The sequence below is a fragment of the Bacillus sp. FSL K6-1366 genome (genome assembly GCF_037976695.1).
GTDB lineage: Bacteria > Bacillota > Bacilli > Bacillales > Bacillaceae > Bacillus > Bacillus subtilis.
The window spans coordinates 758,355-771,240 of record NZ_CP150268.1 but is presented as its reverse complement, the minus strand read 5'-3'; the positions used below and the strand labels follow the sequence as shown (position 1 = coordinate 771,240).

Genomic DNA, 12,886 nt, shown 5'->3' with positions numbered 1-12,886 from the left:
TAAAGAATGAGAATATTAGGACTCGATTTAGGAACCAAAACACTCGGTGTAGCTCTGAGCGATGAAATGGGCTGGACTGCTCAAGGCATTGAGACCATAAAGATAAATGAAGCAGAAGGCGATTATGGTTTATCCCGTTTATCTGAACTGATAAAGGACTATACTATAGATAAAATCGTGCTCGGCTTTCCTAAGAACATGAACGGAACAGTCGGCCCGAGAGGCGAAGCCAGCCAAACATTTGCGAAAGTGCTTGAAACAACGTACAATGTTCCTGTTGTGCTGTGGGACGAGCGTCTTACCACAATGGCGGCTGAAAAAATGCTGATTGCAGCTGACGTCAGCAGGCAAAAACGAAAAAAAGTCATTGATAAAATGGCGGCTGTTATGATTTTACAAGGATATCTTGACAGCTTAAATTAAAGCCAGAGGTGAAGAAAATGGAACACGGCGAAAAAAATATTACAATTGTTGACGATCAAGGAAATGAACAGCTTTGTGAAGTGCTGTTTACATTTGAAAATGAAGAGTTTGGCAAATCTTATGTCTTGTACTATCCAATCGAATCAAAAGATGACGAAGAAGTAGAAATTCTTGCTTCCAGCTTCACGCCAAACGAAGACGGTGAAAACGGTGAGCTATTCCCGATTGAAACTGACGAAGAATGGGATATGATCGAAGAAACACTAAACACATTCTTAGCGGACGAAGACGAAGAGTAAAACATCGCGCCAAACCAAAGCCGGAGCTATACTGCTCCGGCTTTTTTCTGCTTTATGCAGGCCTCTTTTTGTAATAAATTGCCGAAATACAATGAATCATGTAGTATAAGAGCTGATGGGAGGAGACCTAATGTATATCAATCAGCAAAAAAAATCGTTTTTTAATAAAAAAAGAATCATACTGTCTTCCATTGTTGTGCTGTTTCTCATCATTGGCGGGGCATTTTTATATGGGAAATCATTGCTTGAACCTGTTGAAAAAGACAGTAAAACGACAGTTAATATTAACATTCCGAGCGGTTCGTCTGTTTCAGCCATCGCATCGATATTAAAGAAAAATGATGTCATAAAAAGCGAGAAGGCGTTTCAGTACTATGTGAAATATAAAGGTGCTTCCGGGTTTCAGGCCGGATTCTACCATCTGAATAAAGGTATGGATTTAGATGCCATTATTCAGAAGCTGACAAGCGGGGCTACAGGCTACGCTTTTCAAATCACAGTGACTGAGGGAGCACAGCTGACCCAAATCGCGTCTGCTATTGCTGATGAAACAAAATACTCTAAAAAACAAGTCATAGCGAAGCTGGACGATGAAACATTTATCAATCAGCTGAAGAAAGAATTCCCGGACACTGTGACAAATGATGTTTTCAATAAAAACATTAAGCACCCGCTTGAAGGGTACCTATTCCCGGCTACATACCCTTTTAACGATCCGGACACATCACTTGAAGACATTATCAAGGCAATGATTAAGCAGACAAATTCTTATGTGGAAACATATAAATCAGAAATGAAGAAAAACAAACTTTCTGTGCATAAGCTGCTGACGATGGCTTCTTTGATAGAAGAAGAAGCGACTGAAAAAGCCGACCGCCACAAAATTGCGAGCGTCTTTTATAACCGCCTGAAAAAGAAAATGCCGCTCCAAACAGATCCGACCGTGCTGTACGCGGCAGGCAAGCATAAAGATCGGGTTCTTTATAAGGATCTGGAAATCGATTCACCATACAATACGTATAAAAACACAGGGCTGACGCCAGGGCCGATTGCCAATGCGGGCATGTCGTCATGGGAAGCGGCGCTGCATCCGGATAAAACGGACTATCTGTATTTCTTGGCCAAATCAAATGGTGAGGTCGTATTTACAAAAACGCTAAAAGAGCATAATAAAGCAAAAGAAAAATACATTTCCTCAAAAAATGAGAAATAAAAGGAGAGCAAAAAGCTCTCCTTTTGTTCGCTTTCCGCAAGGTTTTATGATAAAATATATCGGGTTGTTTACCGATGTATCATGATGTATTCAGAGAGTGTCCTGCGCATAAGACTGGGGCACTCCTTTTTAGAACGGGAGGCTGTTTGTAGTGACTGACCGGTATGAACAAATAAATGACTATATAGAAGCATTATTAAAGCCTCGGCCGGATAACGTGAAGAAGCTTGAAGCATATGCAGAAGAACATCATGTCCCGATCATGGAAAAAGCGGGCATGGAGGTGCTGCTTCAAATTTTGTCTGTGAAACAGCCGAAAAAAATACTAGAAATTGGAACGGCCATTGGTTATTCAGCCATTCGAATGGCGCTGGAGCTGCCGTCTGCTGAAATATATACAATTGAACGCAATGAGAAACGGCATGAAGAAGCGGTAAACAATATCAAGGAATTTCAGCTTGATGACCGGATTCATGTTTTTTACGGAGATGCGCTTGAATTAGCCGACGCCGTTCATGTAACCGCGCCTTACGATGTCATTTTTATTGACGCTGCAAAAGGTCAGTATCAAAACTTTTTTCATTTATATGAACCGATGCTTTCACCGGACGGGGTGGTTATAACAGACAACGTGCTGTTTAAAGGTCTGGTGGCAGAGGATTACAGCAAAATAGAACCGAAGAGAAGGCGCAGGCTTGTAGCAAAAATTGATGAATATAATCATTGGCTGATGAATCATCCGGATTATCAAACTGCGATTATTCCTGTCGGGGACGGACTTGCGATTAGTAAAAAGAAGAGGTGAACGTCATGAAAAAACCAGAGCTCTTAGTGACGCCGACAAGTACAGCGGACATTTTGCCGCTCATACAGGCTGGGGCAACTGCGTTTTTAGTTGGGGAACAGAGATACGGCTTGAGATTAGCCGGAGAATTTTCTCGTGAAGATGTAACAAAAGCCGTAGAGATTGCTCACAAAGAAGGGGCAAAAGTATACGTTGCTGTAAATGCAATTTTCCATAATGATAAAGTGGGTGAGCTTGGCGAATATCTGGCTTTCTTAGCAGAAGCCGGTGTCGATGCAGCGGTATTCGGCGATCCTGCCGTGCTGATGGCTGCCCGTGAATCTGCGCCTGATCTGAAGCTTCATTGGAGCACAGAAACGACAGGCACCAACTATTATACATGCAACTACTGGGGACGCAAGGGTGCGGCGCGTTCTGTGCTTGCCAGAGAATTAAACATGGACAGCATTGTTGAGATTAAAGAAAATGCTGAAGTCGAAATTGAAATCCAGGTGCATGGAATGACGTGCATGTTCCAATCGAAGCGTTCTTTGATTGGAAACTATTTTGAATATCAGGGCAAAGTCATGGACATTGAAAGAAAGAAAAAAGAATCAGGCATGTTTTTACACGATAAAGAACGCGATAATAAATATCCGATTTTCGAAGATGAAAACGGCACTCACATCATGAGCCCGAACGATGTGTGCATCATTGATGAGCTCGAGGAATTGATAGATGCCGGAATTGATTCTTTCAAAATCGATGGTGTTTTGAAAATGCCTGAATACCTAATAGAAGTCACCAAAATGTACAGAGAAGCAATTGATTTGTGCGTGGAAAACCGTGACGAATACGAAGCGAAAAAAGAAGACTGGATCGAACGCATTGAAAGCATCCAGCCAGTAAACAGAAAAATTGATACCGGATTCTTCTTCAAGGAAACGGTTTATTAATCAAAAGGAGGTTAAGCTATGACTGCCGTAAATGATAAAATATCCACAATCGTTAATGGAAAGCGTGTGATTACGAAAAAGCCGGAGCTTCTCGCACCTGCGGGTAATCTTGAAAAGCTGAAAATCGCTGTTCATTACGGAGCGGACGCGGTCTTTATCGGGGGACAGGAATACGGGCTGCGCTCGAATGCCGATAACTTTACGATCGAAGAAATTGCAGAAGGCGTTGAATTCGCAAAGAAATATGGCGCGAAGATCTACGTAACAACGAATATTTTCGCTCATAATGAAAACATGGACGGGCTTGAAGACTATTTAAAAGCGCTTGGAGACGCCAACGTTGCCGGTATTATTGTGGCAGATCCGCTTATTATTGAAACATGCCGCAGAGTGGCGCCGAATGTTGAGGTTCACTTGAGCACACAGCAGTCTCTTTCAAACTGGAAGGCTGTCCAGTTCTGGAAGGAAGAAGGTCTCGACCGCGTCGTGCTGGCACGTGAAACTAGCGCTCTTGAAATCAGAGAAATGAAAGAAAAGGTAGATATCGAAATCGAATCCTTCATTCATGGCGCAATGTGTATTGCATATTCCGGCCGCTGCGTGCTGAGCAATCACATGACAGCGCGGGATTCCAACCGCGGAGGCTGCTGCCAGTCATGCCGCTGGGATTATGATCTCTACCAAACAGACGGTGCCAACGCCGTTGCTTTGTATGGTGAAGAAGATGCACCATTTGCGATGAGCCCGAAAGATTTGAAGCTGATTGAATCCATTCCAAAAATGATTGAAATGGGGATCGACAGCTTAAAGATTGAAGGCCGCATGAAATCCATTCATTATGTAGCAACTGTTGTCAGCGTATACCGCAAAGTAATCGATGCTTATTGCGCTGATCCAGAAAACTTTGTGATTCAAAAAGAATGGCTTGAAGAGCTTGATAAGTGCGCCAACAGGGACACTGCGACAGCTTTCTTTGAAGGAACGCCAGGCTATGAAGAGCAAATGTTCGGCGAACACGCCAAGAAAACGACATATGATTTTGTCGGCTTAGTGCTGAATTATGATGAAGATACACAAATGGTCACGCTTCAGCAGCGCAATTTCTTCAAAAAAGGCGACGAAGTGGAATTTTTCGGACCAGAAATCGAAAACTTTACACATACGATTGAAACCATTTGGGACGAAGACGGAAATGAGCTAGATGCTGCCCGCCATCCCCTGCAAATTGTCAAATTCAAACTAGACAAAAAGATTTATCCGAGCAACATGATGAGAAAGGGGAAGTAACAGCCCATGGGTAAGAATCCAGTAGTCATTGGAATCGCAGGAGGTTCCGGTTCAGGAAAAACGAGTGTCACACGGTCCATTTATGAACAGTTTAAAGGACACTCAATTTTAATGATCCAGCAGGACCTTTATTATAAAGACCAAAGCCATCTTCCGTTTGAAGAAAGGCTGAACACAAACTATGATCATCCGCTTGCGTTTGATAATGACTATTTAATCGAGCATATTCAAGATCTATTGAATTACCGCCCGATTGAAAAGCCGATTTATGACTATAAGCTTCACACACGTTCAGAAGAAACGGTTCACGTAGAGCCAAAGGATGTTATTATCCTTGAAGGCATTCTTGTTCTTGAAGACAAAAGGCTTCGTGATCTGATGGATATCAAGCTTTATGTTGATACGGACGCTGACTTGCGTATCATCAGACGGATTATGAGAGATATTAATGAGCGCGGACGCTCTATTGATTCTGTCATTGAACAATATGTGTCAGTGGTCCGTCCGATGCATAACCAATTCGTCGAGCCGACGAAACGATACGCTGATATTATTATCCCGGAAGGCGGTCAGAATCACGTCGCAATTGATCTGATGGTCACAAAAATTCAAACCATTCTTGAACAAAACGCGATTTTGTAATACCATAGCATAGACATAAATAACTCTGACCATATTATGTATAGGCAGGAAGGGAATGTGCGAATTCCCTTCTTTCCCTGTTTATAAACGCGAAATATTTGCAGAACGACACGATTCAGTTTAAGATAAACAGTACCTATATGGGAGAGAAGAACGAGGACTGCCCTGTGTTCTCATTCTTGTATTTTTTAGTTTATGCTCTCATACATAATCGAAGATGTTGAGGGACAACCAGAAGGAGTGAAGGGACATGGCACAAGAGAAAGTTTTTCCTATGACTGCAGAAGGAAAACAAAAACTTGAACAAGAATTAGAATATTTGAAAACGGTTAAACGAAAAGAAGTAGTAGAGCGAATCAAAATTGCGAGAAGCTTCGGAGACCTTTCCGAGAACTCTGAATACGATTCAGCGAAAGAAGAGCAGGCATTTGTAGAGGGCCGCGTGACGACTCTTGAAAATATGATTCGCAATGCGAAAATCATTGAAGATGACGGCGGCTCTAACGTTGTCGGTTTGGGTAAAACCGTCACTTTCGTCGAACTGCCTGACGGTGATGAAGAATCATATACGATCGTCGGAAGCGCAGAAGCTGACCCGTTTGAAGGGAAAATCTCAAACGATTCACCGATCGCAAAAAGCCTCTTGGGCAAAAAAGTAGATGAAGAAGTCACAGTACAAACACCGGGCGGAGAAATGCTCGTGAAAATTGTGAAAATTTCATAATATCTGTTTAGCAGCGAAACACCTCGTCCACAATGTGGGTGAGGTGTTTTTTTATGAAGATATCGAAACGAATGAAGCTGGCAGTCATCGTTTTTTTGATTGTATTTTTTCTGCTTCTGCTGAGGCTTGCAGAAATCCAGCTGTTTTTCACAGAATCATTTTCTAAAAAGAAAATTAATTTGATTCAAGAAAGCGTGAAACAGCGGACGGAGGAAGTGCTCATTTCAGATGGAAGAGGCTCTTTTTTAGATCGAAACGGGCGGGCGCTGACAGGACAAAGCGAGCCTGCGGTTGTTTTGTTCCCTTTTCTGCTGACGCAGGATTGGCCGATCAAAAAAGTTGCGGACATCCTCGGCATGTCTGAAGATGATTTGCGCCAGACACTAGGTCAGGCAAAAAAACCGGTCATTTTGCAGCAAAAGAAAATCAAAACACTTTCAAAACAATCTATCTCAAAAATCAATTCTTTGAAATATCCCGGCATTTACGGCGTATATATGGAGAATGAAGACAAGCCCAGCCTTGCTTCACATACGATAGGGAGCACGAACCAAGATCCGGCGCTGCTTCGCAAGAAATATCCTGACAAGGAGAGCCTTCCGATTACAACAGAAATCGGAACAACCGGTTTAGAACGGACATTTGACGAGTTTTTGCTTCCGGAACAAGACACAAAGCTTTTATATCATGTGGACGGAAAAGGAAACCCTTTGTTTGGCATGGACGTCAAATATACAGCTGAAGCCAATACATTTTATCCGCTCCAGGTCAAAACAACGATCGATCAAAGCATTCAAAAAGCGATGGAGGAGGTATTGGATGAACAGGGGCTGAAAAAGGGAGGAGCTGTGCTGCTGGACATCGAAAATAGCAGTGTTCTGGGAATTGTAAGCAAACCAGATGCGGATGTGTCCCGACAAAACACACTTCAAAATTATATGCTGACGCCAATCTATCCCGGATCAGTTTTTAAAACAGTCATTGCCGCAGCTGCAATCGAAAATAATATGGTGAAGCCTAGTCAAACCTTTAATTGCAATTTAAACCTGTACGGGGAACCGGGGGACGACAAAGGAACCTTGTCTTTTGATGAAAGTTTTGCCCAAAGCTGTAATTACACATTTACGAGTCTTGCAGAACAATTAATGAAAAAAGACAGCTCGGTTATTGAAGATATGTCCGAGAAGCTGGCTCTCACTGATCGGGCAGGCTGGGAGGGAAAACTGTACCACGAAACCGATTTCCGCCAGCTGTATAACGAAAAAAGCGGCGTGATTTGGGGGGATGAAAAAGACAAATCAGTCAAAAAAGCCATTGCGCAAACAGCAATCGGGCAGAAAAATGTAAAGGTAACGCCGCTGGAGGTAGCCAATATGATGGCGACAATCGCCCGCGGCGGAGAAAAACGGCAGGTGAAAATTGCCGAACAAATTGAGTATAAGAACGGCACAACGCTCGTTACGTTTAAGGATCAGAAGCTCAAAGGGGAAACGATAGACAAATATACGTCACAGCAGCTTCAAAAAATACTGCGGCGGGTAGTAGAATCTCCTTCCGGAACGGGCAGAAGGTTTCAAGATCTTCCGTATACTGTAGCAGGGAAGTCGGGCACAGCCCAGACAGGCAAGCTTTCAAAAGAGAAGGAAACGCTCTATGAAAAATGGTTTGCCGGATATTTTCCCGCGGATAAGCCGAAATACGCTCTGGTTGTTTTACACGTGGATACACCGGGAGATAAGGCTCTGACAAATTCGGTGTTTTATGATATTGTTAAAAAAGTACACGAAATTGAAATCAATCAGAAATAGAACAACTTCTCAGCACATGTTAAAATATATGCTGAGCCAAGAGGGATAAAGGAGTGCAGAATTATTGAGCAATAATCAATCTCGTTATGAAAATCGTGATAAACGCAGAAAAGCCAATTTAGTGCTTAACATTTTAATCGCAATCGTATCCATACTAATTGTCGTAGTAGCAGCGAATCTCTTCATTAACAGTCCTTCTAGCAAAGATGTCAGCAAGGATTCTGAAACGGCGCAAAAACAGGAATCTCCGGCTTCAGGAAAGACGGAAAAGAAATCGGATGAGGATATAAAAGACAGCAAGAAAGATACATCTGACAGCGAAAAGGATTCTGAGAAGTCTTCTGACTCTGATTCCAAAAAAGATGATTCTTCTTCTAAAAAAGATGACTCTGATTCAGATTCAAGCTCAGATTCAGCCGGTGACGGGCTTAAAGATGCAAAAGTAACAGAAGGCGGCTCATCGAGCGATGTGGAAAAAACGTATGAAAATCCTGACTGGAAAGCAGTCGGAACTGAGCAGACTGGCGAGCATGCCGCTACTTATGATTCAAGCTCACAAGACTGGGCTGAGATGCTGAAAGCCATTTCATACGCAACTGGTGTCTCAACAGATAACATGACGGTGCTCTGGCTTGGAAATAACGGCAGCCCTCAGGATGCCAAAGGCAAGATTTTGGACAAGGCGACTGGGAATAAATATCAAGTGACGATTACATGGGTCGATGAAAAAGGCTGGAAGCCGACAAAAGTAGAAAAGCTAAAATAAACAAAAGCTAAAATAAACAAAAGCAGCCGGGTTAAAACCGGCTGCTTTTGTTTTAGGCTTCAGCTGCGAAATGAACCACCGCGCTGTACAATATTCTTCCTTCTGCCACAGCAGTTTGGTGTGAAACAGATTTCACCCGGAGCATGATGGCTTTATTGTTTTCAATTTGTGTATTGATTTTCTTTTCAAGCTCCTGCAATGAAGCCGCTTCAAAAAATTCCACTTTGTCTTTAATCAGATCTAATTGAAAATTCATGTCTTGACCCTCCAGCTTTCACAAGTCATATGAAGTATAAGCTTTTTTGCGGTCAATGCGCAATATGAGATGGCATAAAATACACAAAGTGTTTTAGTACCTGCTTTTCAGAAGATGTGGTATTATAGGAACTGTTCCATCATTAATCCATAGTATACTTATAGGAATTATTAAATATGGAGTGTGACAAATATGGGCCGTGAATTTATCCCTCTCTTTGAAGATTGGGCAGCAACTTATGATCAAACAGTACAAGGTTTAGATATTCAGTATAAAGAAGCGTTCAGAGGCTACGATCATATCCTTGATGCCATCGTCAGAAAATCTGGAACGCATGTGTTAGAATTTGGCCCGGGGACCGGGAATTTGACAGCTAAGCTGCTCGATGCAGGCAAAACTGTATTTGGAATCGAACCTTCTCCAGCAATGCGTAAACTGGCTTCTGACAAGCTCTCAGGCAGGACGGAAATCGTTGATGGAGACTTCCTGACATTCCCTGAGCCGCCATTTCAGGCTGATACGATTGTCAGTTCATATGCTTTTCATCATTTGACTGACGAAGAAAAGCGGGCTGCCATAAAGCAATATGGCAAATACCTTCACTTGCATGATAAAATAGTGTTTGCCGATACCGTCTTTGAAAATGCGCAAGCGTATCAACAGGCTATCGATAAAGCCCGTTCTCAAGGCTTTTATCAGCTTGCAAATGATTTAGAGACAGAGCATTATCCTACATTGGATGCGTTGAAAGAAATGTTTACAGCTGAAGGTTTTGCAGTCCGATTCACTCAGCAAAACGACTTCGTGTGGATAATGGAGGCGATCAAACGGTAAAGTGAAGGGAATGTGAATAGATGAGACTAGCAGTCATCGGAGCAATGGAAGAGGAAGTTACCATCTTAAGAAACAAACTTGAAAATGCAAAAACAGAAACGATCGCACACTGTGAATTTACAACAGGCGAATATGAAGGAACTGAAGTGATTCTTTTAAAATCAGGAATTGGAAAAGTAAATGCTGCTATCAGCACGACGCTTCTGCTTGACCGTTACAAGCCTGATTATGTCATTAACACAGGCTCAGCCGGCGGATTTCATCATACATTGAATGTAGGGGATGTCGTCATTTCCACTGACGTTCGCCACCATGATGTAGACGTAACGGCTTTTGACTATGAATACGGCCAAGTGCCGGGTCTTCCGGCTGCTTATGCGGCGGATGAAAAGCTGATCAGCATCACTGAAGAAGCGGTATCTGAACTCGATGGCATTCAGGTTGCAAAAGGAACGATTGCAACAGGCGATTCTTTCATGAACGATCCGAAGCGGGTTGAAGAGGTGCATGCGAGATTTTCTGATCTGTACGCGGTTGAAATGGAGGCTGCGGCAGTGGCTCAAGTATGCCATCAATTTAAAACGCCGTTTGTCGTCATCAGAGCGTTATCAGATATCGCAGGCAAAGAATCACATGTTTCATTTGACCAATTTTTAGAGCAGGCGGCTGTTCATTCAACAGAGCTTGTGTTAAAGGTGATCAAACGAATTCATTAAAACGGGGAGAACGTTCTCCTCCGTTTTTCTCTAAAAACAACCTCTATTAAGGAGGAGGACATATATGACAGTGATTACGGACATTACCGAGCTGATTGGGAATACACCGCTTCTCCGCTTGAAGAACTTTGATGTTCCAGAAGGAGTCGCGGTGTATGCCAAGCTTGAAATGATGAATCCAGGGGGAAGCATCAAAGACAGACTGGGAGATATGCTGATTCGTGACGCGCTCGATTCAGGCAAAGTGAAACCCGGCGGAGTGATTATAGAAGCTACGGCAGGCAATACAGGGATCGGCCTTGCGTTAAGTGCCAGAAAATATGGGCTGAAAGCGATTTTCTGTGTCCCTGAACATTTCAGCAGAGAGAAACAGCAAATTATGCAAGCGCTTGGCGCATCAATCATTCATACACCGCGTCAAGACGGAATGCAGGGAGCCATTCAAAAAGCCATTCAGCTGGAGACTGAAATTGAAAATTCTTATTGCGTTTTGCAATTTAAAAACCGAGTAAATCCATCGACTTACTATAAGACGCTTGGACCTGAAATGTGGGAAGCGCTTGACGGGAATATTCATACATTTGTCGCAGGGGCAGGATCAGGAGGCACATTCGCAGGGACAGCTTCCTTCTTAAAAGAAAAAAATCCAGCAGTCAAAACGGTGATTGTTGAACCGGTGGGCTCGATTTTAAACGGAGGAGAGCCCCACGCTCATAAAACAGAGGGCATCGGCATGGAGTTTATCCCCGATTATATGGATAAGAGCCATTTTGACGAGATCTACACCGTAACAGATGAGAATGCGTTTAGACTTGTGAAAGAAGCGGCAGAAAAAGAAGGCCTGCTGATCGGAAGCTCTTCAGGTGCAGCGCTTTATGCGGCATTGGAGGAAGCGAAAAAAGCATCCGCTGGAACTAACATTGTCACAGTATTTCCTGACAGCAGCGATCGATATATCAGCAAACAAATATACGAAGGAGGCATCTGATATGAAGAAAAAAACATTGATGATACATGGCGGAATCACAGGTGATGAGAAAACAGGCGCAGTTTCCGTGCCGATTTATCAAGTAAGCACGTACAAGCAGCCGAAAGCAGGGCAGCATACAGGCTACGAGTATTCAAGAACGGCCAATCCGACTCGAACCGCTCTCGAAGCACTTGTGACAGAACTGGAAAGCGGGGAAGCAGGCTATGCGTTCAGCTCAGGAATGGCTGCCATTACAGCGGTTATGATGCTGTTTAACAGCGGAGATCATGTCGTGTTGACTGATGATGTGTACGGCGGAACATATCGCGTGATGACAAAGGTGCTTAACCGTCTTGGCATTGAATCAACATTTGTTGATACGAGCAGCAGGGAAGAAGTTGAAAAAGCGATTCGCCCTAATACAAAAGCAATTTATATTGAAACACCGACAAACCCGTTGCTCAAAATCACCGACCTGACGCTCATGGCTGATATCGCAAAAAAAGCGGGTGTTCTGCTTATCGTAGACAATACCTTTAATACTCCTTATTTTCAACAGCCGCTTACTTTAGGCGCTGATATCGTACTGCACAGTGCGACAAAATATCTTGGCGGACACAGTGATGTCGTCGGAGGTTTAGTTGTGACAGCTTCGAAAGAGCTTGGAGAAGAGCTGCATTTTGTGCAAAACTCCACAGGCGGCGTGCTCGGCCCTCAAGATTCCTGGCTGTTAATGAGAGGAATCAAAACGTTGGGACTCAGAATGGAAGCGATCGATCAAAATGCGCGGAAAATCGCAAGCTTTCTTGAGAATCACCCTGCTGTCCAAACGTTATATTACCCTGGTTCTTCAAATCATCCCGGACATGAGCTTGCAAAAACGCAAGGATCGGGCTTCGGCGGCATGATCTCCTTTGATATTGGCAGTGAAGAACGGGTTGATGCGTTTTTAGGAAATCTGAAACTGTTTACCATTGCTGAAAGCCTGGGGGCGGTTGAAAGCTTAATTTCTGTTCCGGCAAGAATGACACATGCCTCTATTCCGAGAGAACGCCGGCTTGAGCTCGGCATTACGGACGGCTTGATCAGAATTTCTGTAGGAATTGAAGATGCGGAAGACTTGTTGGAAGATATCGGCCAAGCGCTTGAAAATATATAACAAATGGATAGAATTACTTTCTCTGTAAGCCGCCGGATTATATTATAAT

15 protein-coding genes are annotated in these 12,886 nt (G+C 43.2%); 14 read left to right on the top strand and 1 reads right to left on the bottom strand.

Going from position 1 to position 12,886, the window contains the following annotated elements; all coding sequences use genetic code 11:
- The first annotated feature begins 6 nt into the window (after window positions 1-6).
- From ruvX to MHI44_RS04195, 10 genes are all read left to right on the top strand, one after another.
- Window positions 7-423: a Holliday junction resolvase RuvX gene (gene ruvX / locus MHI44_RS04240; protein WP_003229795.1), complete on the top strand. Its 417-nt coding sequence runs from the start codon at window positions 7-9 to the stop codon at window positions 421-423.
- Between the two features lie 17 nt (window positions 424-440).
- Entirely contained in the window at window positions 441-722 is a 282-nt protein-coding gene (locus MHI44_RS04235; protein ID WP_003246199.1) for a DUF1292 domain-containing protein, read from the top strand.
- Between the two features lie 130 nt (window positions 723-852).
- Window positions 853-1,935 carry an endolytic transglycosylase MltG gene (mltG, locus tag MHI44_RS04230; protein WP_015251577.1) on the top strand — a complete coding sequence of 361 codons (1,083 nt, stop codon included), beginning with the start codon at window positions 853-855 and terminating at the stop codon, window positions 1,933-1,935.
- A 151-nt stretch (window positions 1,936-2,086) separates the two neighbouring features.
- Window positions 2,087-2,740 carry an O-methyltransferase gene (locus MHI44_RS04225; RefSeq protein WP_015251578.1) on the top strand — a complete coding sequence of 218 codons (654 nt, stop codon included), beginning with the start codon at window positions 2,087-2,089 and terminating at the stop codon, window positions 2,738-2,740.
- 5 nt (window positions 2,741-2,745) lie between these two features.
- The gene (locus MHI44_RS04220) at window positions 2,746-3,675 is read left to right on the top strand and encodes a peptidase U32 family protein (protein ID WP_004399094.1); all 930 of its coding nucleotides are present in this window, start codon (window positions 2,746-2,748) and stop codon (window positions 3,673-3,675) included.
- Between the two features lie 18 nt (window positions 3,676-3,693).
- The gene (locus MHI44_RS04215; RefSeq protein WP_003229802.1) at window positions 3,694-4,962 is read left to right on the top strand and encodes a U32 family peptidase; all 1,269 of its coding nucleotides are present in this window, start codon (window positions 3,694-3,696) and stop codon (window positions 4,960-4,962) included.
- 6 nt (window positions 4,963-4,968) lie between these two features.
- Window positions 4,969-5,604 carry a uridine kinase gene (gene udk / locus MHI44_RS04210; protein WP_003225916.1) on the top strand — a complete coding sequence of 212 codons (636 nt, stop codon included), beginning with the start codon at window positions 4,969-4,971 and terminating at the stop codon, window positions 5,602-5,604.
- A 250-nt stretch (window positions 5,605-5,854) separates the two neighbouring features.
- Complete coding sequence (greA, locus tag MHI44_RS04205; RefSeq protein WP_004399078.1) at window positions 5,855-6,328, top strand: transcription elongation factor GreA; 474 nt, start codon at window positions 5,855-5,857, stop codon at window positions 6,326-6,328.
- 53 nt (window positions 6,329-6,381) lie between these two features.
- Window positions 6,382-8,136: a penicillin-binding protein 2 gene (locus MHI44_RS04200; RefSeq protein ID WP_339202954.1), complete on the top strand. Its 1,755-nt coding sequence runs from the start codon at window positions 6,382-6,384 to the stop codon at window positions 8,134-8,136.
- A gap of 64 nt (window positions 8,137-8,200) precedes the next feature.
- A complete protein-coding gene (locus tag MHI44_RS04195) occupies window positions 8,201-8,902 on the top strand; it encodes a YrrS family protein (protein ID WP_003246156.1) in 702 nt (233 codons plus the stop codon).
- A gap of 52 nt (window positions 8,903-8,954) precedes the next feature.
- On the opposite strand, the gene MHI44_RS04190 is transcribed toward MHI44_RS04195, so the two are convergent.
- The gene (locus MHI44_RS04190) at window positions 8,955-9,158 is read right to left on the bottom strand and encodes a YrzA family protein (protein ID WP_014477495.1); all 204 of its coding nucleotides are present in this window, start codon (window positions 9,156-9,158) and stop codon (window positions 8,955-8,957) included.
- Between the two features lie 192 nt (window positions 9,159-9,350).
- On the opposite strand from MHI44_RS04190, the gene MHI44_RS04185 reads away from it, so the two are divergent.
- From MHI44_RS04185 to MHI44_RS04170, 4 genes are all read left to right on the top strand, one after another.
- Complete coding sequence (locus tag MHI44_RS04185) at window positions 9,351-9,992, top strand: class I SAM-dependent methyltransferase (RefSeq protein ID WP_003229807.1); 642 nt, start codon at window positions 9,351-9,353, stop codon at window positions 9,990-9,992.
- Between the two features lie 20 nt (window positions 9,993-10,012).
- The gene (mtnN, locus tag MHI44_RS04180) at window positions 10,013-10,708 is read left to right on the top strand and encodes a 5'-methylthioadenosine/S-adenosylhomocysteine nucleosidase (RefSeq protein ID WP_339202952.1); all 696 of its coding nucleotides are present in this window, start codon (window positions 10,013-10,015) and stop codon (window positions 10,706-10,708) included.
- Window positions 10,709-10,772: 64 nt separating this feature from the next.
- Window positions 10,773-11,696 carry an O-acetylserine dependent cystathionine beta-synthase gene (locus MHI44_RS04175; protein ID WP_003229809.1) on the top strand — a complete coding sequence of 308 codons (924 nt, stop codon included), beginning with the start codon at window positions 10,773-10,775 and terminating at the stop codon, window positions 11,694-11,696.
- A 1-nt stretch (window position 11,697) separates the two neighbouring features.
- Window positions 11,698-12,837, top strand: a complete 1,140-nt coding sequence (locus MHI44_RS04170) for a bifunctional cystathionine gamma-lyase/homocysteine desulfhydrase (protein WP_017696065.1) — start codon at window positions 11,698-11,700, stop codon at window positions 12,835-12,837.
- Window positions 12,838-12,886: the final 49 nt, after the last annotated feature.